The following is a 21921-nucleotide window of genomic DNA, read 5'->3' as shown; positions in this document are numbered from 1 at the left end:
GCTTAGGTCGTCGGGCTGATCAGGAACTTGAAGCCGTATTTCTCGAGGATCGTCTTCGCCGCGGAGGAGCGCAGGAAGGCCAGGTACTCGGCGGTCTCCGGTTTCGCGGTCGTGGTTGCTGCGACCGGATAGATGATGGCCGGATGGGTGTCGGCCGGGAAGGTGCCGACGATCTTGACGCCTGGCTCGACCTTGGCGTCGGTCGAATAGACGATGCCGAGCACGGCTTCGCCGCGCGCCACCAGCGTCAGCGCGGCGCGCACGCTCTCGGCCATCGCGAATTTCGGCTCCGCCGCCTGCCATGCGCCGAGCTTCTCCAGCGCGGCCTTGGCGTATTTACCGACCGGCACCGCCTTGACGTCGCCGGTCGCGATCCTGCCGTCGCCGGCGAGCTTGGCGAGATCGAAGCCGGGTCCGATGTTGACGTTGTCGAGCTTGGAATCCTTCGGCGCGATCAGCACGATCGAGTTGCCGAGCAGGTTCACCCGCGTCTGCTCATTGATGTTCTTCTGCTTGATCGCATAGTCCATCCAGTCGGTGTCGGCGGAGACGAACACGTCGGCCGGCGCGCCCTGCTCGATCTGTTTTGCCAATGCCGAACTCGCGGCATAGCTGGCGGTGATCTTGACGCCGCTCTTGGCGGTATAGGCCGCGTCGATGTCGTCGAGCGCGTTCTTCATCGAGGCGGCGGCAAAGATGGTGAGCGTCTTGTCCTCGGCGCTCGCGGGCGAATGCATCGCACCGAGCAGGATGACGAAGGCGGTGAAAAGTCCGGCAAGCCTTGAAATTGAAAGTCGTGACATGGAAAGCGCTCCGTGCGGGTTCACGCGCGAACGGGCGCGCAAATCAGGCGTTGAGTGGGGTCTGGCCTGCGACGGACGGAAGCGCTGTTCCGCTGGTCCCCGATGGACTTACGGTCCTCAGGGATATCGCGCTGCAAACATAGCAGGCTGAGGCTTACGGTAAAGGCGACCGTTTGTCTAACCGCTCGTCCTATTCGTCCGCCGGCTGGATCGCGATCGACAGCGAGTTCTCTTTTGAGCCGCTGACCTGCAGCACGAAGGGGCTGGCGGCGAGGTCGTATTTCACGGTCTTGCGGATACCGTCGCAATCGGTCGCGCCGCTGAACGCCTTGGGCTTCAGGAGATGCCCGCCCTGCACCAGGTCGACCCAGGCCCCGGCCGACAGGCTGACGGTATAGAGCCCGGCCTTCGGCGCGGCCTTGAAGTTGGTGAAGCCGGCGGAGGTGCCTTCCTTCGGCGTGCGCTCCGGCGGGGTCGGCAATTTGGCGTCGCCGGGGGCCACCAGCGCCAGCGTGATCGCGGTCGCCGGCAGCGCGGCCTGCTCGCTTCCCGATACGACCCGGGCACGATTGGGTGCGGTCAGCGCGGCGCGTGCGCGCTCGATCGACCATTTGAACTTGTCACAACCGCTCGGCTCCTCCGCCGCGAAAGCGGAGGTCGAGACGAGTACGAGCGATGCGGCGAGGAGCGATTTGCGCATGTCTGGTCCATTCATGACGACGGATAGAATAGATCAGCCGCCCCGATCCATCGCCCGAACGCGCTTACGGCGCGACGGCACGAGATCATATCGCAGTTCGAGCCGGCCGGCATAGCCGCCTGACGAAGATGTCATTGCCCTGGCAGCTGCTGTTTGGCGTCGGGGGCGTTCAGCACCGTCCTGCAGTCAGCCGGCATCTGCGCGAGCGTCATCGGCGGGCGGGGTTTCGGCGGCTTCGGCGGAGGCTTCGGATGCAGCACCGAATCCTTGAACCAGAAGGCGAGATCGGACGGCTTGCAGCCTTCGCCCTCCGCTTGCGGCTTCTGTCCCTCGCAGCTAGGGCTGCCGGGCGGACATCGCATGCGAATGTGGAAGTGGTAGTCGTGGCCCCACCACGGCCGGATCTTCGACAGCCAGCCGCGATCGCCCGTGGCCTCGCGGCACAGTGCCTTCTTGATCGCGGGATTGACGAAGATGCGCTGCACCGCCGGCTCCCGCGCCGCGTCGCGGATGACGAGCACGTGGCCCGGCGTGAAGACGCGTGGATCGATGTCGAGCCGGTCGTCGCGCACCATCATCACCGCCGACATCTCCTCGCGGTCCTCGCGCGACAATTTGCGATCAGGCATCGGCGTCAGCCAGATGTCGGCGTCGAGTCCGATCTGGTGGCTGGCATGACCGGAGAGCGCGGGGCCGCCGCGCGGCTGGCCGATATCGCCGACCAGGATGCCCGGCCAGCCGGCGTCCTTGTGCGCGTTGGCCGCAAGCCGCTTCAGCAGCGCGATCATGTTGGGGTGACCCCAGTAGCGGTTGCGCGACAAGCGCATCACCTGCCAGGTCTCGCCGTTGAGCGGCATCTGCGCGGCGCCGGCGAGACAACCCTTGGTGTAGCCGCCGATCGACCGGGTCGGCAACGCCGCCGGCAGCACCTTGCGCGCGAACAGCTGCTTCGCCCCGATCTTTGGATCATTGGGGTTGGCGAGCGGCGGCAGCGGCTGTGGATTGAGCGAGCCCCTGTCCTGCGCCCGCGCGGAGATGGTGCAGGCGACGAGGGCTAAGATCAGGAGTGGGAAGAGACGCAGGCGGGGTGTCATTCGGATCACTCTGTCGGCGCAAGGCTAGCATGGATTCGGAGCAGGCGGACCGCGCTTTCATCCCATTCGCTTGATCGCCCACAGGGTGGATTAAGATTACCTGCGGCTTCCAGGCTCCGATGTGAGCCACGCCACTTTACAAGCGCACGTTGTGGGCGACATCATGTCCGCAATAATTTCAGGGTAGGCGTTATTGTGACGAGCGTATCGTGCGTACGGCTGGCGTTTGCCGCCGCGATTGCCGCGCCGATTTTGGCGCTCTCGCCGGCGCGGGCCGACGTCGTCGTTCACATCGATAAATCATCGCAGCGCATGGCGGTCAGCGTCGATGGCGCGAGACGGTACAACTGGCCGGTGTCGACCGGCCGCCGCGGCTATGGCACGCCGAGTGGGGTGTTCCGTCCGCAGATGCTGGCGCGCCGCTGGTACTCGAAGAAGTACTATAACTCGCCGATGCCGCACTCGATCTTCTTCCACCGCGGCTTTGCCATCCATGGAACATACGAACTCACGCGCCTTGGCGGGCCGGCCTCGCATGGCTGCGTGCGCCTGCATCCCTCGCACGCCGCAATGCTCTATGGGCTGGTCGAGCGCAACGGCCGAGGCGGCACGCGCATCGAAATCACCAACTAAGGTATGATCCGGCAAAATCCGAAGGCTGAGGCGCACCGCGGATTAACCGCGCGATAACCCTGCCGCACGCTGACGAACATTGATGCGCTTGAAGCGTCTTCGGCGCATTCATTGTGCAATCGCGCGCCGGTTTACGCTTCCTTCACCAAGCGCCGGCACTTCCACGCTGCGAATCTGTGCCGTGCGCCGCCGGCGCGCCGGGAGCAAACTCGCGCCCGGCGTGAATTCGCCTGCAAAGCAGGCATGCAAGGGTTTCTCAGGCACCGCAGCTACTCGCCAAGAGATACCAATTTTTCAGAGACTTATCGCAGATATATCGCCGAACTGGAATGCGCGTGGGGCGTGCGATACCGATGATGCGGCCGAAGAAAAAGACCAAGAAACCGAACCAGGCCAAACTGTCCCGTCCTCGGGGCCGTCGTCCCACACCGATGCCGAAAGTGTCGGGCAGATCGCGCCGCCCCGCGGTCGAGATCGGCGAACTGGTGCGCCAGCGCGCGCAGGCCGAAGCCGCGATCGCCGAGGCGCGCAAATCCAACGCGCGGCTGCGTGAGGCGATCGACATCCTGCCGCAGGGCATCGTGTTCCTGGATCCGGAAGGCCGCTACACACTCTGGAACAAGAAATACTCGGAAATCTACAAGCGCAGCTCCGACCTGTTCGAGCACGGCGCGCGCCTCGAAGACACCATCCGCATCGGCGTCGCGCGCGGCGACTATCCCGAGGCTGCCGGCCGCGAGGAAGAGTGGATCGCCGAACGGCTCAGGAAGATGTACCAGCCCGGCGAGCGGCACGAGCAGGTGCTGGCCGACGGCCGCGTGGTGTTGATCGAGGAGCGGCTGACCGCAGATGGCGGCATCGTCGGCCTGCGCGTCGACATCACCGAACTGAAGCAGCGCGAGGCGTCGTTCCGCCTGCTGTTCGACGGCAATCCGGTGCCGATGATCCTGTGCGCGCTCGACGGCGAGCGGATTCTCGCCGTCAACGACGCCGCGATCGCCGCATTACGGCTACGTCCGCGCCGAATTCGAGCGGATGACGATCAGGAGCCTGCAGGCGTTCGATGCCGAGCTGCCTTGGGCGGCAGGCCGCAGCAGCGACGAGCAGGCGGCGCGGACCTGGAAGCATGTACGCGCCGACGGTACGCTGATCGACCTTGCGATCTATTCGCGCCAGCTGATGCATGGCGACCAGCCGGCGATGCTGCTCGCGCTGATGGACATCACGGAACGCAAGCGCGCCGAGGCGCGGCTCGCCTTCATGGCCCAGCACGACAGCCTGACCGGCCTGCCCAACCGCAATCTGCTGCGCCAGCAGATGGACGAGATGCTGCAGCACACCCGCCGCTCCACCGACAAGGTCGCGGTGCTGATGCTGGGTCTCGACAATTTCAAGGCGGTCAACGAAACGCTCGGCCACGGCATCGGCGACAAGCTGCTGCGCGCGGTCGCCAAGCGCCTGCGTTCGACGCTGCGCGAGGAAGATGCGCTGGCCCGTCTCAACTCCGATGAGTTCACCATCGTGCAGGGCGGCGTGATGCGGCCCGAGGACGCGGTGTTGCTGGCGCGGCGGATTTTGGACGCGATCGGCGAGCCCTATCTGCTCGAGGGGCACTCGGTGGTGATCGGCGCCAGCATCGGGATCGCGATGTCGCCCGGCGACGGCGAGGATTCCGAAAAGCTCCTGAAGAGCGCCGACATGGCCTTGTCGCGCGCCAAGAGCGAATTCCGCGGCACCTTCTCCTTCTTCGAGGCGGAGATGGACGCGCGTGCCCAGAGCCGCCGCAAGATCGAGATCGACCTACGCGATGCGATCCAGAACGAAGGCCTGCGGCCCTATTACCAGCCGCTGGTCGATCTTGCGACCGGGCGCATCACCGGCTTCGAGGCGCTGGTGCGCTGGCCGCATCCGGAGCGCGGCATGATCTCGCCTGGCGAGTTCATCCCGGTGGCCGAGGAGACCGGGCTGATCAATCCGCTGGGCGCGCTGATGCTGCATCGCGCCTGCATGGACGCGGCGCAATGGCCGGATGACGTGCGCGTCGCGGTCAATCTGTCGCCGCTGCAATTCCGTACCGGCAATCTGCTGGCGCTGGTCACCGACGCGCTGCGGCAATCCGGCCTGCCGGCGCGGCGGCTCGAGCTCGAGATCACCGAGACGCTGTTGCTTGAGAAGAGCAGCCAGGTGCTGGCGACGCTGCATGCGCTCCGCGCGCTCGGGGTTCGGATGTCGATGGACGATTTCGGCACCGGCTATTCCAGCCTCAGCTATCTGCGCAGCTTCCCGTTCGACAAGATCAAGATCGACCAGTCGTTCGTGCGCGACCTCGGTGCGAACCCGGACGCGCAGGCGATCGTGCGCTCGATCGTCAGCCTCGGCATCGGGCTCGGCGTCACCATCACCGCCGAGGGCGTCGAGACCGAGGCGGAGTTGAGCCGGCTGCGCGCCGAAGGCTGCCACGAGGGCCAGGGCTTCTTGTTCAGCCGCGCCCGGCCGAACCCCGAGGTCATCAGCCTGCTCAAGGCGCAGCGCGTCGCGACGGCGCTGGTGGCGTAGTGGAGCCTAGAGGCAGAGATGTTACCTCGATCGAGCGTCGGGCTCCCCTTACCTCGCCCCGCACGCGGCAGGGGTGTCCGGGGAAATTCAGGCATAGCGGAGCTCCATCTGGTCAGGTGAGATGGTTGATTTCCGACGGCTGGGGTTGATGGGCGGAGGTTTGTCGATGGCAGCGAGGGATCGACGCGTGAGCAGGAGCTGGCCGACGAGTTCGGCGAACCTGAGCGGGAGCATTTTGATGCAGTTGGTGTGAGCGGCGATGCGCAGCAGCAGGTAGGCAATCATCGCAGCGAGCACCTGAAGGCGGATCGCGTTGTCGTTGGCGCCGAGGAACTTGCGAATATCGAGATGCTGCTTGATCCAGCGGAACAGCAGCTCGATTTGCCATCTGCTCTTGTAGAGGGCGGCGATCTCGACGGCGCTACGGGCAAGGTCGTTGGTCAGGAGTGTGATCTTGCCGCCTTTCTCGCGTCTGATCTTGATGCGGCGGAGCGGGATTGGAAGGCGCGAATCGCCCTTGCTGGTGAGCTTCACCTCGTCATCGGCAAGGATTTCGAAGCCATCCCCGTTACGCTTGCGGATGGCGCGATGCCTGAGCGAGCGAAGACGGATGCTCGTCTTCGCCCGGGTAACGAAGAAAGCCTTGCTATCATTGATCTTCTGCCACCAGTCGAAACGGCAATAGCCCTTGTCAAACACATAGGTGGTGGCGGGCTGGATTGGGGTCTGTCGGCCGATCTCGATGTCATTGACGTTCGCGGCCGTCATCTCGACGCAGGTCGGGACATCGCTCCTTGGGTCGTAGACGACATGCAGCTTCATGCCGCGGATGCGGCCGTTCCACGTCGCCCAACTGCAGACCTTGCCGAGCGGGATCGGACTGGCGTCGATCAGACGCACCATCTCCATGCCTTCACTCCGCAGCTGGCGACGCGCCATCGCCGACAGCGCCGCAAAGGTTTGCGCGAAAATGCCGATCGGACGGCGGGCATTGGCATCGGACAACGTCGAGCGCGACAGCTTGCCGGTTCCCAAGTGATAGTGATGCTGCGAATTGGCGTTGAAGCCAGTCACCACCCCGCGCAGACTGCTGTTGCCGCTAAGCTGGGCATAGATCAGCGCCACCAGATGATCCCAGCTCCTGAACGACTTGTCGTAGGCATCCCCGTCCAGACGATCCACAACCGTCTGAAACTGCCGTCGATTGATCGGTTCAAGCAGCCTTCCAAAAATGCTACCGCGATATCGCATGCTCGGCCCTCTGTGTCTCGACAACCAGAAAAGACCGATTTGCCTCGGTCCTGCCGAGCATGCACCGCGACACAGTGAATCATTCCCCGGACACCCCTGCGCGTGCGGGGAGAGGTCGGAACGCATCGTTAGATGCGTTCCGGGTGAGGGGGATTCTCCGCGAACGCAGCTATTACCGCATGTGCGGAGACGGCCCCTCACCCCAACCCTCTCCCCGTTAGAACGGGGAGAGGGAGCGCACCGCCGTCGCCTTCACGCCCTACGATTCTTTTTTGTTGAGATGATAAGTCAGCGCCAGCGCCACGCAGTGGCGCAGCGCGGGCTCCGGCAGCTTGCCCGCGACATCGAGCAGGATGGCGCGGTTGCCGCTGTAGCTGAGCTCGGGATAGAGCTCGCGAAAGGTCTCGACCAGATTGGTCTGGCAGTGAAAGTAGACCGCGACCTGGTCGGCGGCCGGTTTGACCTGATCGATCCGGACCGTGCTGCCGCTGCCGGTCTCCGGCGTGAGGTAGCTCGGCTGGCCCCATTTCAGCGTCTCTTCCAGCGCGCCGACGCCCTTGGTTGCCTTCGCGGTCTCGAAGATCAGCCGCCGCAGCGCCAGCAGCTTGGCTCTGACCGGGGCAGGGTACGTGTCGAACAGCGCAGCTGCCGGTTTGGCGTGCGGCCGTCGCGCCGCCTTGCTGGTCGATGCTGCCGGCTTGCGCATGGTGGGCTCCGTGAGGAGGACGTACCTATATCTATCTACCACAGCGCCTTGAAGGTCATATAGACCGCCATCAGCGAGACGAAGACGATTATCGCGCTGCGTAACCGCGCGCGGTCGATGCGGTTGGCGGCGCGGGCGCCGAGATCGGTGCCGGCCAGCAGGCCGACGATCACGCCCGCCAGCACCGGCCAGGACGCCAGCGAGCCCTCGCTCCAATAGATCCAGGCCGAGGGGATCGTGGTCGGGATCAGCGACATCACGAGGCTTGCCATCTGCGCCTGATGCTGCGGCACCCCGAGCACGGCGCTTAAGCCCACCACGGTCGCCAGTCCGCCGCCGATGCCGAGAAAGCCCGACGACAGGCCCGCCAGCAGCCCGACAATGAGCAGCGCCGGGCAGGATATTTCGCGCGCGGTGACTTTGTCGTCGTGCTTCGCCTCGTCGCGTCCGCCGCGCAGGATCAGCATCGCGTCGAGCACGACGAGATAGGCCACATAGGTCCAGCGCAGCGCGGGCTCGGCGACATGGTTGGCGGCGAGTGCGCCGGCCGCGCCGCCGGCGACAAAGCCGACTGTCAGCAGCGCGATCCAGCGCAATGGCGTGCGGTTGCCGCTCTGCCAATAGCGCCGGATCCCGGTGAGGCTGGTCGGCGGCACCTGCGCGACCAGCGAGATGCCTTGCGCGACATGTTGGCCGGCGCCGAGCAGTAGCACCGAGAACACGACCAGTCCGCCGCCGGGGCTTACGCCGAGCAGCCCGGCGGTCAGACCGCCGGCGAGGCCCGTGCCGATGCCGGCGAGGAGGTCGTGGACGATCACCGCATCCCCCGTCAGCGCCTGGCGGCAAGGCCGGCAAGGAAGATGTCGAAGGCGTGCATCGCTTCCGCGGTCGAGACGGTTTCGCCCCACAGCCGTTGCAGCACGATGCCCTGAAACATCGCGACCATTGCCCGCGCCGCGCCGCGCGGCTGCACGCCGCGGTCGATCGCGCCGCTCTTCTGGCCGCGCCGCAGCAGGTCCACGATCAGGGCGATCGGCTGGCGGATTCCGCTCAGCACCTGGTCGCGGACCACGTCGTCGCGCAGCGCCTCCGCCCAGAGCTGCAACGCGACGCGGCGGGCACGCAGGCCTTCTTCCTTCTGCAGGTCGCCGAGAAAGCCGCGGGCGATCGAGCGCAGGCTCTGCAACACGTCGTCCGGTGGACCCTTGAGCGCCAGCAGCGCGCTGTCGCGGCCATGGCGGCTTTCGCCGATCGCCTGGATCAGTTCTTCCTTGCCGCTGAAATGCCCGTAGATGCAGCCGGCGCTGAGCCCGGACTGCTTGATCACGTCCTGGATCGTGGTCTGGTGAAATCCCTGGCGCGCAAAGCAGATCTCCGCGGCCTGCAGGATCTCCTCGCGGCGGATCGCGAGCGTCTCGGGTTTCACCTTCGGCATAGTCGGGTCCCTGTCAGGTCGCGGCCGGCCGATGCGGCGGGCTTGACGATCATTCGTTGCCATTATAAAGAACGAATATTCGTTTTGTAAAGAGGGGAGGCTGACGGCATGATCGGCTTTGCAAAGCTTCTGTGGCATCCGGGCGCGGCTGAGATGGCTCATGTCGAGCTGCCGTCGACCGGCGCGCGGATCGCGTTCCTGCTCGCGTCGTTCGCGATCGTGCTGCTGTTCGAGGCCGCGTTTCCGCTGTTCAGCTACGGCCGCAGCGACCGGATGCGCAATATCGGCCGCAACGCCGCCATCACCGTGATCTTCGTCGGCGTGAACCTTTTGCTCAGCCCGCTGTCGCCGCTGGCCGCGCAATGGACGCTGGATGCGAAATTCGGCCTGTCGCACTGGCTCGGCCTGTCACCCCCGAACCAGCTCCTGCTCGGCATCATCGGGCTCGACCTGTTCGCCTATTTCGCCCACGTCTCCATGCACAAGCTCGGCTGGATGTGGCGCTTCCATCGCATGCACCATGCCGATCGCTTCGTCGACGTCACCACGGCGTTCCGCGAGCATCCCGGCGAGACGCTGTGGCGGATCGGCTGGCACGTCGCCGGCGTCTTCGTGTTCGGAACGCCGGCCTGGGTGCTGGTTACCTATCTGACGCTGTCGGCGCTGAACGCCCAATTCGAGCACGCCAATATCCGCCTGCCCGAGCGGCTCGACCGCTGGCTGCGGCTCGTCTTCGTGACGCCGAACATGCACAAGATGCATCATTCGCGTCATCAGCCGGAGACCGACAGCAATTATTCGAACCTGCTCTCGATCTGGGACCGGCTCGGCGGCACCTATAATCGTGGTCCACGCTTCGCGGAGCTGCGCTATGGCCTCGACGGCTTCGATGATCCCGAGAAGCAGTCGCTGCGCGGCCTGCTGAAGATGCCGTTCATGCGCGATTGGGGGCGGGTCGACGCTCGGCCGGACGACAAGTCCGACCGGTCCGCTCCGCCGCCCGTGCTGCCCTGGCCATGACTTGAAGCCCGGCGCCGCCGCTCAGGCGGCGTTGCGCAGTCCGGCGAGGAAGGTGTCGACGCTGTGCGACAGCGCGGCGGCGTGATCGCCGAGCTGGCCGGACGTATCCAGCACATTGCCGGTGAGGGCGCGGGATTGGCTGGCGGCCTCGCTCGCGCCCGCGATATTGGCGGAGACCTCGACGGTCCTGGTGGACGCCTGCTGCACGCTGCGGGCGATCTCCCGCGTCGCCGAGTCCTGCTGCTCGACGGCGGCCGCGATCGCGGTGGCGATACCCGAGATCTCGCGGATGGTGCCGCTGATGTCGCCGATCGCGCTGACGCAGTTGCCGGTGGCGGACTGGATCGCGCCGACCTGGCCGGCGATCTCCTCGGTCGCCTTCGCGGTCTGGCTCGCCAGGTCCTTCACCTCGGCAGCGACCACGGCAAAGCCGCGGCCGGCCTCGCCGGCGCGCGCGGCCTCGATGGTGGCGTTGAGGGCCAGCAGATTGGTTTGGCTCGCGATCGCGCTGATCAGGCGCAGCACGTCGCCGATCTTCTCTGCCGATGCGGCGAGGCTCGTCACCATCTCGGTGGTCTCCATGGCCTTGGTCACGGCGCTGTCGGCGACGCGGCTGGAATGGGTGACCTGGCGGCCGATCTCGGTGATCGAGGACGCCAGCTCCTCGGTTGCGGCTGCGACCGCATTGACGCTGGCGGATGCTTCCTCGGACGCGGCGGCTGCCGCCGAGGTCCGTTCGGAGGCGCCGTTGACGCTGGCGGTGATCTCGCCCGCGACGCGCTGCATGTCGCCCGAGGACCGCGCGACGGCGGCGACCATGCCCTTGACGTCGGCTTCGAAACGATCGGCCATCTGCCGCTGCAGCGCCTGCTTGTCGGCCTCCGCCTTCACCTTATCGGCCTCCTGCGCCTCGCGCAGCGAGGAGGTTTCGACCATGCTGCGGCGGAACACGTCGACCGCCTTCGCCATCGTGCCGAGCTCGTCGCGGCGCTCGCTGCCGGGTATGGTGACGCTGGTGTCGCCGCTGGACAGGCGGTTCATGACCGCGGTGATCGCGGTGAGCGGCCGCGACAGGCCACGGCCGAGCAGGAACGCGAGCAGCACGGCGGCGGCCATGATCGCGATCACGCCGAGGATCAGATTGCGCTGCGCGCTCGCCGCGGCGGCTTCATAGTCGCTGGTGTCCTTGACGATCTCGAGCACGGCGACCGGCTCGCCGGCGTAGTTCTTGATCTGGCCGAGATAGAGCTCCACCGCATGGCCGTCGAGAACAGCGTCGCGCAGCAGCGCCGCACCGTTCATCACACGCTTGAGCTCGTCCTGGGTCGCGACCACGGTATCGCCGAAGGTCGAGGACAGCCGCTTGAAGCTCTGGCCGTCGAAGGAATGCACCGCAAGGTCGATGCCGAAGCGCTTTTTGGCGCGGTCGACGAATTCCTTGCCGAAGGCGGCGCCGACGTCGACATTGGCCAGCGTCTTGCCCTCGTGCATGATCGGGGTCATGCCGAAGATCGAAAGCGCTTCGCGGCCGGGTTCGACGCCGACGATCGGCTTGCCGGTCCTGTTCGATTCCACCACCGTGGTGCGCCGCGTCGAGGCGTCGTCGCCGAAAGTCTTCGGCGCATGGACCCGGTAGAAGCTGGTCGCCGGGGGCTGCCAGAACGAGATCAGCGGGATGCCCTGCGCCTTCATCGACGCCCAGGAGGCGCCGAGCAGCTTTCCGAGGCCGTCGCGGTCGCCCTTGGCGATGGCGTCCTCGACCGGCGGCAGGGCGGCGATGACCGCCGAGACCGCGAGCGCCGCGCGCCCCTCGTAGTCGATCGCCGCAATCACGCTGTCATATTGCAGCTTGAGCTGCTGATCGAGCGCGAGCCGCGTCAGCGCCCGCTGCTGGCTGATGGAGAAGCCGCCGAGGATGGCGCAGGCGACCGCGACAGTCAGCGAAATCGCCAGTATCAGGCGGGCGGCAATCGATCGAAGCGTGAACATGGGACCAGCGAAACTCCAGGCATTAGCGCCGTCCGCAAAGTCGCAGAAAAAGCTTAACAACCGGATGTTGCGCCGCCGGTATTCGTGCCGCGACCATGGCCGCCGGTGCTACTTTCGTACTGTTCAACGTCTGGCCTGACAGGGCCGGCCGGCTGCGCGCATCAATAGGCATGTGTCACTCAGGGGCGAACGCGGATGATCGTACTCCCTTTGCGTCGACCGGTCGGATTCAAGGCAGCGACGGCCTCGTCGAGAGTCGTGACGTTGCCGATGTTCGTCAGCAGGCGTCCGTCCCGCACCCGCTGGACGATCTCACTCAGTTGGGAACGATCGGACTCGACGACGAAGTCGACCGCCAGGCCGTCGGAGGGGCGCGCCTCGGCCGGCCCAACGACCGTCACCAGCGTTCCTCCGCCTCGAATCAGTTTTACCGACCGCTTCTGGATTTCACCGCCAATGACGTCGAACACCAGATCGACTTTGCCGACGTCCTCAAGGGCGTCGTTGTCGAGATCGACGAACTCCTGCGCGCCGAAGTCGAGCACAGTCTGACGATCGGCGGACCGCCCGGAGCCGATCACATACGCGCCGGCCTCTCGCGCGAGTTGCGTCACCATCGACCCGACTGCGCCGGCCGCGCCGTGTGCGAGGACGCTCTGCCCCGCCTGGAGGCGGCCGTGCTGAAATAGTCCTTGCCATGCCGTCAGGCCCGAGACCGGAAGGCTTGCACCCATTGTGAAGTCGACGTCGCCCGGTAGCGGCGCGAGGTTGCGCGCCTCGATCGCCACATACTCGGCCAGCGTGCCGTCGCGATACCAGTCAGCTAGACCGAACACCCGCTGTCCCACCGATAGCCCTGTAGTGCCATATCCGAGAGCGGTGACCACTCCGGCCAGCTCGTGCCCCGGGATCGACGGTGTTCGGTCACGATCGAGGCGATCGGTCCAGGTCGAGGGTCACGCCAGCTCAGTCGGGACAAATCTCGACGCATAAACCTGAACGACGACGTCGTTTATCGCTGCCTGCGGCTCGGGCCGGTCCACCAGCTTCATCCCGGCCGTTCCCGCGGCTTGGTCCGTTACAACGATGGCCTTCATGGGAATACTCCTTGTCTCTTGGTGGAACTGCTGCAGAGCGCGCGGACGCGCCGACTAACCAAGAACTGCCAGGGCAGTTCGGTTGCTTAGTACGAACGAATAGATGCGCTGCGCCTGCTCATAAAACAGCACCAAGATTGCGAATTTTGGCTGTACCAAGCGCGACGGCTGCCCTCTGCGAGCTCAATGCGTTACCGCACCGCTGAAAAATCCGGGCAGTCGACAGAATCCATTTTGCACAGTCGGGGACAGAATTCAGATTGCGAGGGCCGCCAGTCGTCATGCCCACTGTTGGGCCCAAAACCGACATGCCATGATTACCCGGCGATGTCGTGTTTTAGGGAGCAGAGCCGACACAGCGGACTTATGAGTCAACGCCCTGATGCAATCTGACTTGATCGCGCTTCAGTTCCTGTTCAAGTATGATCTTTTCGGAAAACCGCTTCGCACTTTTCCGGATCATGCTTTAGCGCGCGGTCGGCGGAGCGCCGAGATTGCCTGCCAAAATCGCCTTGCCGGCGTCCTCGTACTGGGTGTCGCGGGCCTGGATCTGCTGCGCGATTGCGTGCATGTCGCGAAACCGTCGCTCGAACGGATTCTTGGCGAACACCGCCGTTGCCCCCGACATGTGATAGGCGATGTCGACCACTGCGGCCGACTGGTGGATGGTCCAGGTCGAGGCGATGCGGATCGCGACGCGATGCGCCTCGGTGATCAGGTCGCCGCGGACGAGATCGCTCCAGACCTCGTGGGCCGTCGCGTACAGATAGGCGCGCGCGGCGCGCAGGCTGGCCTCGGTGCGCCCGATCTGGCCCTGCACGGCATTGTTGTCGCGCATCGCCTTGAGGCCTTGCGGGGTCTTGCCGCGGGCAAGCTCGGTCGCCGCGTCCAACATGGCGCGCGCGACGCCGAGCGAGGTGGCGGCAAAGCCCATGCTGAACACCATGTTGGTGGAGAGCTTGTAGAGCGGGCCGCCCTCGCGGCACGCGGCGGGATCGTCGCGCAGCGCGGCGAATTTTTCCGGGATCAAGAGGTTGTCGACCGAATAGGAATCGGTGCCGGTGCCTTTCAGACCGATCACGTCCCAGACGTCGTACATCACGGCCTGCGACATCGGAAACAGGATGGTGCGGACCTCCGGCGAACCGTCGGGCTTCCTGCGCGGCGAGCCGTCGGCCTCGACGACGCGGACATGGGCGCCGAGCCAACTCGCCTGCCGCGAGCCCGAGGCAAAATCCCAGCGCGCGCTGGCGCGATAGCCGCCGGGCTCGGCGCGCACCTCATGGGCGATAGCGCCCCAGGCGAGGATGCCGGGCGTGGTGTTGAAGATCTCGTTAGCTGCGTCGGGTTCGAGATAGGCCGCGGTCATGGCGCAGACGCTGCACTGGCCGAGGCACCAGGCGGTCGATGCATCGGCCTTGGCGATCTCCTCCTGCATCTGCATGAAGGCGTCCAGTGTCGCCTCGGCGCCGCCAAAACGCTTCGGCAGCAGCGCGCGATACAGCCCGTTCTCGACCAGTGCCGCGGTGACGGATGGCGTCAGTCGCCGTGTCCGTTCGATCTCGTCGGCTTCACTCGTGATCAGCGGCGCCAGCGCGCGCGCCCGCTCGACAAGGTCGAATCCCTGCGGCTTGTTCATGCGTGTCCTCGGCGCCTTCTGTCATTCTTGTTGGGCAGGCCGGGCGATGGTGGCTCATCCGGCAGGAGAGGGCAAGGGAAGGCAAGGCGGGACGGCGCCGATGCAGATCAGCTATCCATCCGCTGTGCCGGTGCGCGCGAGTGTGACGAATGCAGCCGCGCTCAGGCGGCGGCGCGGCCGAGATCGAGCGACGGCTGGCGCTTGGTCGAGAAACTCAGCGCCACGGCGACCGCGGCGAGGCCGATCGCAAAGGAACCGGCGTGCAGCCACGTATAGCCGTGGAACGTGTCGAACACGTAACCGCCGGCCCACGGCCCGAGCGCCATGCCGAGGCTCGCGAAGGCCGACACCGCGCCGAACACCGTGCCCATGATGCGCGCGCCGAAGAACTCGCGCACCAGCACGGCGTAGAGCGGCATCACTCCGCCATAGGCCAGCCCGAACACGACAGACAGCGCGTAGAACTCGCCGAGCTGCGCCACCGCGAGATAGGTCGCGATCGACAGCGCCTGCACCAGGAGGCCGCCGACCAGGACCGGCTTGGCGCCGAGCCGGTCGGCGAGCACGCCGAGCAGCAGCCGGCCGCCGAGCCCGGAGAAGCCGGCGAGGCTGTAGACTGTGACCGCGGTGAGCGGCGCGATGCCGCACACCATGGCGTAGGACACCATGTGGAAGATCGGTCCCGAATGCGCCGCGCAGCAGGCGAAATGCGCCAGTGCCAGCGTGATGAATTGCGGCGTGCGCAGCGCCTGCGCCGCGGTCCATTCAGTTTGCGGCACGTTCGCGGCGGTCGGGATTGCGACGTCCGTTCCCTGCGGCGCCGGGCGCACCAGGAACGATGCGGGGATCAGCAACGCCCATGCGGCGATGCCGATCACGAACATCGCAAAGCGCCAGTCATAGGCCGTGATCAGCCAGCTCGCGGACGGCGCGACGGTCAGCGGCGATACGCCCATGCCGGCCGACACCAGCGCGACCGCGAGGCTGCGATGCTTGTCGATCCAGGCGCTGGCGAGCGCCATCATCGGCGCATAGAAGCTGCCGGCCGCGATCCCGATCAGCACGCCGAAGCAGAGCTGGAATTGCCACAGGCTCTGCGCCTGGCTTGCCGTCACGAGGCCAAGCCCGAGCAACAGGCTGCCCGCCAGCACCACGATGCGGGTACCGAAGCGGTCGGACAGCGCGCCCCAGGCGAACGCCGCAAAACCCATGCAGAGGAAATCCAGCGTCGCCGCCGCCGAGACGCCGGCGCGCGACCAGCCCATCGCATCCGAGATCGGCTGCAGGAACACCGCGAGCGACAGCATGGTGCCGAAGCCGACGCAGGTCATCAGCGCGCCCGCGCCGACGACGACCCAGCCATAGTCCAACCGAGCGGCCTTGCTCATGCGTTTCCCCGGCGCTGTTGTTTGTTGTGGTGCGCGCAGGGAGGATGCTGGCCTATCTGAGGTCCAGGGGCAACATGACGGGCAACATGCCTCTCATTCCGGGATCAGCGGATTGTGCGTTGCATGCGCAAGATGTCGCAGCCGAGGTGCGGCTAGAGCCTTTTCCGTTCCGATAGAATCGGAACGGGGCTCTAGATTCTTGCTTTGACGCGTTTTCTTCACGCGAACCGGAGCCACTTCGCTCGAAAACGCTCTAGCCGCACTGCCAGGCGCGCCCGATCGGCGTCCAGGTCCAGCACGGGCCAAAACTGCCGCCATTGTAGCGGCCGCGGTAGAATCCGGGGCGGCCGAAATAGTACCAATCCCCGCCATACCAATATTGCGGCGAATAGTCCGGGTAGCCGCGGGCGGCGCCGCGCGGGGCCGAACACCGGAATGGTTTGGTTCGGCGGCTGCCGGTAGCCGGGCAGGAAGCCATAGCCGTGCCAGCGGGTGCCGTGCCGCTTCTTCGAGGAGGCGGCGGAGCTCAGGTCCGGCTGCAGCAGTGCGAGGATGACGATAAGGAGGAACAGGATGCGCAACATGATCGCAGTCTAGTCGGAGCGCGATGCAGTGGCGATTCAAATCATGGTGCGTTTTGTTGCTGGGACAAGAATGGGCAACAGTCGCGCCGGTAGCGCCGCCTCAGCTGTCCACCTTGAGCGCGGCGATGAAGGCTTCCTGCGGGATGTCGACCTTGCCGAACTGCCGCATCTTCTTCTTGCCTTCCTTCTGCTTCTCCAGAAGCTTGCGCTTGCGCGTGATGTCGCCGCCGTAGCACTTCGCGGTGACGTCCTTGCGCAGCGCGCGGACGGTTTCGCGCGCGATCACCTTGCCGCCGATCGCCGCCTGGATCGGGATCTGGAACATGTGCGGTGGAATCAGCTCCTTCATCTTCTCGACCATGGCGCGGCCGCGGCCCTCGGCGCGGGTGCGATGCACCAGCATCGACAGCGCGTCGACCGGCTCGGCGTTGACCAGGATCTGCATCTTGACCAGATCGGCCGGCTTGTAGTCGGTCAGATGATAGTCGAACGAGGCGTAGCCCTTGGAGACCGACTTCAGGCGATCGTAGAAGTCGAACACCACTTCGTTGAGCGGCAGGTCGTATTTCACCATCGCGCGGGAGCCGACATAAGTGAGCTCCTTCTGCGAGCCGCGGCGGTCCTGGCACAGCTTCAAGACGCTGCCGAGATATTCGTCGGGCGTGAGGATCGTCGCCTCGATCCACGGCTCCTCGATCTCGGCGATCTTGACCACGTCGGGCATGTCGACCGGGTTGTGGATCTCGAGCTCGGTGCCGTCGGTCAGCTTCATCTTGTAGATCACGCTCGGCGCGGTCGCGATCAGATTGAGGTCGAATTCGCGCGACAGCCGCTCCTGGATGATTTCCAGATGCAGCAGGCCGAGGAAACCGCAGCGGAAGCCGAAGCCGAGCGCGGCGGAGGTTTCCATCTCGTAGGAGAAGCTTGCGTCGTTGAGCCGCAGCTTGCCCATCGCCGCGCGGAGCGTTTCGAAGTCGTTGGCGTCGACCGGAAACAAGCCGCAGAACACGACCGGAATCGCCGGCTTGAAGCCCGGCAGCATCTCGCTGATCGGCTTCTTGTCATCGGTGATGGTGTCGCCGACGCGGGTGTCGGCAACTTCCTTGATCGCCGCGGTGATGAAGCCGATCTCGCCGGGGCCGAGCTCCTCGACCTGCTCCATCTTCGGCGTGAAGAAGCCGACGCGTTCGATATCGTAGGCCGCGCCGGTGCCCATCATGCGGATGCGGCTCCCCTTCTTCATCACGCCGTCGACGACGCGGATCAAGACGACCACGCCGAGATAGACGTCGTACCAGCTGTCGACCAGCAACGCCTTCAGGGTCGCGTCGCGGTCGCCCTTCGGCGGCGGCAGGCGGGTGACGATCGCTTCCAGCACGTCAGGCACGCCGACGCCGGTCTTGGCCGAGATCATCACGGCGTCGGACGCATCGATGCCGATCACGTCCTCGATCTGCTGCTTGACCTTCTCGGGCTCGGCCGCGGGCAGGTCGACCTTGTTCAGGACCGGCACGATCTCGTGATTGTTGTCGAGCGCCTGATAGACATTGGCGAGCGTCTGCGCCTCGACGCCCTGGCTGGCGTCAACCACGAGCAGGGAACCCTCGCAGGCCGCCAGCGACCGCGAGACCTCGTAGGCGAAGTCGACATGGCCGGGCGTGTCCATCAGGTTGAAGATGTAATCCTTGCCGTCCTTGGCGCGGTAGTTCAGCCGGACGGTCTGCGCCTTGATGGTGATGCCCCGCTCGCGCTCGATATCCATCGAATCGAGCACCTGCTCCTTGCCCGCCATTTCACGATCCGACAGGCCGCCCGTCATCTGGATCAGGCGGTCGGCAAGGGTCGATTTGCCATGGTCGATATGGGCGACGATGGAGAAGTTGCGGATGTTCGAAATCGGGGCAGTTGTCATGGGCGCGGGATAGCATCCGCACCCCCGCGCGGGCAACCAAATTGCGGTATTTTGCAGCGGTGTGACGACGAATCACGGCGCCGTTTCCGGCTGGGTTGCCGTGACCGATTCCCGGGCATGTTCCTGCCAGGTTCGGCGGCCCGAAAATCGTCTTTCGCGTCGCCGACACCGGGCGGATGAGCATGCACGGCTACGCCGCCGCCATCGACCTCAACCTGAAAGTTCGGGATGAACCGGCTGTGGGCCGGCAAAGGCAAGACCATCCCCTGCAACAACTGGATGCCGCGCGAGATCGTCGACATCTTCGAGCGTCACGGCTTCATCTGGGGCGGCAAATGGTGTCACTACGATACCATGCATTTCGAGCACCGGCCGGACTTCCCCGAAAGTGAATCCGCTGGCTGGAGGCGTTCTCACGCCAAGCTGATTTCACTGGCCACAAAAACGCGCTAAAGCGCGCTGAAATGCGGATGAGCACTCATCGCGCTTCCGCTTCCATTCGGGCATGATCCTTCCGGGAAACCGCTTTCCACTTTTCCGGGGCATGCCTCAGGCACAGGCCATGTCGACCGCCTCCACGCTCCCCGCCGCCCGGCGCACCAAACGCAAGCTGACGATCCGGCGGATTGCCGCCTGGATCGCCTCGCGCGCCACCGATCCCAGGACCAGCCTGTGGTTCGTGATCGGCTTCGCGCTGGTTCATGCGGTGCTGTGGACGCTGATCCTGGTCAAGCTCAAGGCCGCACAGGACATCCATATGGATGTTGCGGAAGCCTATGCCTGGGGCCAGCGCTTCCTGCTCGGCTATGGCAAGCACCCGCCGCTGTCGGGCTGGATCGCCGGGGTCTGGTTCAGGATTTTTCCGGTCACCAACTGGTCGACCTATGCGCTTGCGATGACGACGGTCAGCTTCGCGCTGGTGGTGTGCTGGCTGATCGCGCTGCGTGTCGTCGATCGCCGCCGCGCGTTCTTCATGGTGGTGATGCTCGCGCTCTACCCGATCTTCAATTTCAAGGGCTTCAAATACAACGCCGATCTCGCGCAACTGGTGCCGTTGCCGCTGCTGGTGCTGGCCTATCTGAACGCATTCGAGAAGCGCAGCTTCAACTCGGGTCTCTGGCTCGGCTTTGCCGGCATGCTGGCGCTGATGACCAAGTACTGGGTGGTGACGATGATCGGCGCCGTCGGGCTGGCCGCGCTGATCCATCCGCAACGGACGCAATTCCTGCGCTCGCCGGCGCCATGGGTTGCGATCGGCACGATGGCGGTGGCGATGATCCCGCACCTGGTGTGGCTGGAGGAGGTGGACTTCGTGCCGTTCACCTATGCCGGTGACGTCTACGCGCTGTCGAGCCGCGCACTCAATGTGCAGCTCGTGATCGGCTATGTCGTGCACAATGTCGGGCTGCTCGCGATTCCCGTCGTGCTGGGCCTGGTGGCGCTGCTGCTGGGCTCGGTGCCGTGGCGGCCGTCGGACGTGCTGGCGCGGGTCTGGTTGCGCGGACCCAATCCCGCCGTCAACCTTCCGCAGGCGCTCAACGTCTGGATCATCCAGCTGATCGTCGCGATCGGGCCGCCGCTCGGCGCGCTGGCGTTCACCGTCTATATCAAGACCGATTGGGGCATCCCGCTGTTCTTCCTGGTGCCGCTTGCGCTGGTCGCGATTCCCTCGCTTCGCTTCCCGCGCATGGCGCTGTTCTCGATCACCGCGATCTGGTTCGTGGCCACGATCGCCACGCTGATCGCCGCGCCCAGCATCGCCACGCAGGAGATCGCGTCCAACCATGTCGGCGGCTCGACCTACGCCGCGCGCTCCGAGCTCGCGCGCGAACTCACCCAGACCTGGCAGGACAGATTCCATTCACGCTGGGCCGTGGTCGTCGCGCGGTCCGATATCGGCGAGCCGATGACGTTCTACAGTCCGGATCATCCGGCGTCGCTGGTGCCGGGCGAAGCCTGGTCGTCGGGGCTGACGTCGCTCGACGAAGCCAAGCGTCTCGGCTTCATCGGCGTCTGCGACACCACCGATCCGGTGTTCCTGAAGCCCTGCGAGGCGTGGATGGCGGAGCACGCCAAGGACGCCGAGCCGCTGGTGATGACCACCATGCGCTTCTTCAACGGCCATCCCGGTCCGTCGACGGTCTGGAAGGTCTATCTGGTGCCGCCGGCGAAGTAGCTTTCGCTCCCTCGCCCCGCGCTTGCGGGGTCGAGACGAGCGAAGCTCGCTCTTAGAGGGTTGGGGTGAGGGGCTCTCGCCGCGATGGCGATCTATCGATAGACCTGTACCCCTCACCCGGATCGCATCGTTCGATGCGATCTCACCTCTCCCCGCAAGCGGGACGAGGTGAGAGGTGACTGCCTTACGTGCCTTCCTCGTTGAACTTGCTGGCGACGAGTTCGGCGATGGCGTCGAGCGCCTGCTGCGCTTCGTCGCCCTTTGCTGAGACCACGACCGTGGTGCCGGGCCCGGCGGCGAGCATCATCAAGCCCATGATCGAGGTGCCGCCGACGGTCTCGGTGCCGCGGGTGACCCAGATCTCGGCGTTGAATCGCTCGACCAGCTGGACGAACTTGGCCGATGCCCGCGCATGCAGGCCGCGCTTGTTGACGATCAGGAGCTCACGGGAAATGGCGCCCGCTGGCACGCCCGGGCCGACCTGATTTCCGCCCGGGGCCTCGTCGCTCATTTGCCTGCGAGAACGCGGCTGGCGATGGTGACGTATTTGCGGCCGGCTTCCTGGGCCATCGCGATCGCGTCGGGCAGCGAACGCTCCTCGCGAACCTTGGCAAGCTTGACCAGCATGGGAAGGTTGATGCCTGCGAGCACTTCCACCTTCGGGCGGCTCATGCAGGAGATCGCAAGGTTTGACGGCGTGCCGCCGAACATGTCGGTGAGGATCGCAACGCCGTCGCCGCTATCGACGCGGTTCACCGCCTCGATGATGTCGCTTCGACAGAGATCGGAATCGTCCTCGGCCCCGATCGTGATCGCTTCAATTTGTTTCTGCGGACCCATGACGTGTTCGAGCGCCGCTCTGAACTCGTCGGCAAGGCGCCCATGGGTCACCAGCACTAGACCAATCATTGGAAACTCCTCGCGGGCGCCCTTTGGTG

At 65.3% G+C, this 21921-nt stretch carries 17 protein-coding genes and 3 pseudogenes; 5 read left to right on the top strand and 15 right to left on the bottom strand.

The annotated features are described in order from the left end of the window. Nucleotides 1-2: 2 nt before the first annotated feature. The 3 genes from modA to mepA all read right to left on the bottom strand — a co-directional run bounded on the left by modA (nt 3) and on the right by mepA (nt 2597). Nucleotides 3-788: a molybdate ABC transporter substrate-binding protein gene (gene modA / locus ACVI1L_RS10445; protein WP_057019537.1), complete on the bottom strand. Its 786-nt coding sequence runs from the start codon at nt 786-788 to the stop codon at nt 3-5. A gap of 205 nt (nt 789-993) precedes the next feature. Then, nucleotides 994-1503, bottom strand: a complete 510-nt coding sequence (locus tag ACVI1L_RS10440) for a hypothetical protein (protein ID WP_057019515.1) — start codon at nt 1501-1503, stop codon at nt 994-996. Between the two features lie 131 nt (nt 1504-1634). After that, nucleotides 1635-2597 carry a penicillin-insensitive murein endopeptidase gene (mepA, locus tag ACVI1L_RS10435; protein ID WP_057019514.1) on the bottom strand — a complete coding sequence of 321 codons (963 nt, stop codon included), beginning with the start codon at nt 2595-2597 and terminating at the stop codon, nt 1635-1637. 195 nt (nt 2598-2792) lie between these two features. Here mepA and ACVI1L_RS10430 point away from each other — a divergent pair, with 195 nt between their 5' ends. Both ACVI1L_RS10430 and ACVI1L_RS10425 read left to right on the top strand, forming a co-directional pair. Next, nucleotides 2793-3230, top strand: a complete 438-nt coding sequence (locus tag ACVI1L_RS10430) for a L,D-transpeptidase (RefSeq protein ID WP_225163662.1) — start codon at nt 2793-2795, stop codon at nt 3228-3230. 356 nt (nt 3231-3586) lie between these two features. Next, nucleotides 3587-5786: pseudogene (locus ACVI1L_RS10425) on the top strand (putative bifunctional diguanylate cyclase/phosphodiesterase). A gap of 87 nt (nt 5787-5873) precedes the next feature. Here the strand turns inward: ACVI1L_RS10425 and ACVI1L_RS10420 are convergent. From ACVI1L_RS10420 to ACVI1L_RS10405, 4 genes are all read right to left on the bottom strand, one after another. Continuing rightward, the gene (locus ACVI1L_RS10420) at nt 5874-7037 is read right to left on the bottom strand and encodes an IS4 family transposase (protein ID WP_057015126.1); all 1164 of its coding nucleotides are present in this window, start codon (nt 7035-7037) and stop codon (nt 5874-5876) included. Between the two features lie 259 nt (nt 7038-7296). Next, nucleotides 7297-7743 (bottom strand): DUF1801 domain-containing protein, encoded by a 447-nt coding sequence (locus ACVI1L_RS10415; protein WP_057019512.1) that lies wholly within the window; start codon nt 7741-7743, stop codon nt 7297-7299. Nucleotides 7744-7778: 35 nt separating this feature from the next. Next, complete coding sequence (locus ACVI1L_RS10410) at nt 7779-8561, bottom strand: sulfite exporter TauE/SafE family protein (protein ID WP_456782822.1); 783 nt, start codon at nt 8559-8561, stop codon at nt 7779-7781. Nucleotides 8562-8572: 11 nt separating this feature from the next. Next, nucleotides 8573-9178, bottom strand: coding sequence for a TetR/AcrR family transcriptional regulator (locus ACVI1L_RS10405; RefSeq protein WP_456782821.1), 606 nt, complete (start codon nt 9176-9178; stop codon nt 8573-8575). A 108-nt stretch (nt 9179-9286) separates the two neighbouring features. On the opposite strand from ACVI1L_RS10405, the gene ACVI1L_RS10400 reads away from it, so the two are divergent. Further along, nucleotides 9287-10198, top strand: a complete 912-nt coding sequence (locus tag ACVI1L_RS10400) for a sterol desaturase family protein (RefSeq protein WP_456782820.1) — start codon at nt 9287-9289, stop codon at nt 10196-10198. Between the two features lie 21 nt (nt 10199-10219). Here the strand turns inward: ACVI1L_RS10400 and ACVI1L_RS10395 are convergent, their stop codons facing one another. The 6 genes and pseudogenes from ACVI1L_RS10395 to lepA form a co-directional block, all read right to left on the bottom strand. After that, nucleotides 10220-12187 carry a cache domain-containing protein gene (locus tag ACVI1L_RS10395; RefSeq protein ID WP_456782819.1) on the bottom strand — a complete coding sequence of 656 codons (1968 nt, stop codon included), beginning with the start codon at nt 12185-12187 and terminating at the stop codon, nt 10220-10222. Nucleotides 12188-12366: 179 nt separating this feature from the next. Next, a pseudogene (locus ACVI1L_RS10390) lies at nt 12367-13284 on the bottom strand (NADP-dependent oxidoreductase). Nucleotides 13285-13750: 466 nt separating this feature from the next. Next, nucleotides 13751-14923, bottom strand: a complete 1173-nt coding sequence (locus ACVI1L_RS10385; protein ID WP_456782818.1) for an acyl-CoA dehydrogenase family protein — start codon at nt 14921-14923, stop codon at nt 13751-13753. 161 nt (nt 14924-15084) lie between these two features. Next, nucleotides 15085-16311, bottom strand: a complete 1227-nt coding sequence (locus ACVI1L_RS10380) for an MFS transporter (RefSeq protein WP_076831136.1) — start codon at nt 16309-16311, stop codon at nt 15085-15087. 253 nt (nt 16312-16564) lie between these two features. Beyond that, nucleotides 16565-16895 (bottom strand): annotated as a pseudogene (locus tag ACVI1L_RS10375) (hypothetical protein). Between the two features lie 100 nt (nt 16896-16995). Further along, entirely contained in the window at nt 16996-18807 is a 1812-nt protein-coding gene (gene lepA, locus ACVI1L_RS10370; RefSeq protein ID WP_057019506.1) for a translation elongation factor 4, read from the bottom strand. 228 nt (nt 18808-19035) lie between these two features. Here lepA and ACVI1L_RS10365 point away from each other — a divergent pair, with 228 nt between their 5' ends. Together ACVI1L_RS10365 and ACVI1L_RS10360 are read left to right on the top strand one after the other, a co-directional pair. Further along, nucleotides 19036-19260 carry a M15 family metallopeptidase gene (locus ACVI1L_RS10365; RefSeq protein ID WP_456782817.1) on the top strand — a complete coding sequence of 75 codons (225 nt, stop codon included), beginning with the start codon at nt 19036-19038 and terminating at the stop codon, nt 19258-19260. A gap of 109 nt (nt 19261-19369) precedes the next feature. After that, nucleotides 19370-20983 carry a glycosyltransferase family 39 protein gene (locus ACVI1L_RS10360; protein WP_456782816.1) on the top strand — a complete coding sequence of 538 codons (1614 nt, stop codon included), beginning with the start codon at nt 19370-19372 and terminating at the stop codon, nt 20981-20983. 184 nt (nt 20984-21167) lie between these two features. Here the strand turns inward: ACVI1L_RS10360 and ACVI1L_RS10355 are convergent, their stop codons facing one another. Beyond that, a complete protein-coding gene (locus tag ACVI1L_RS10355; protein WP_028335869.1) occupies nt 21168-21494 on the bottom strand; it encodes an HPr family phosphocarrier protein in 327 nt (108 codons plus the stop codon). Then, nucleotides 21491-21892, bottom strand: a complete 402-nt coding sequence (locus ACVI1L_RS10350) for a PTS sugar transporter subunit IIA (protein WP_021076632.1) — start codon at nt 21890-21892, stop codon at nt 21491-21493. Before ACVI1L_RS10350 ends, ACVI1L_RS10355 begins: the two co-directional genes overlap by 4 nt. Nucleotides 21893-21921 lie beyond the last annotated feature (29 nt).

It is taken from the genome of Bradyrhizobium sp. USDA 4516 (assembly GCF_054055915.1).
This window is presented reverse-complemented; position numbering and strand designations above follow the sequence as displayed.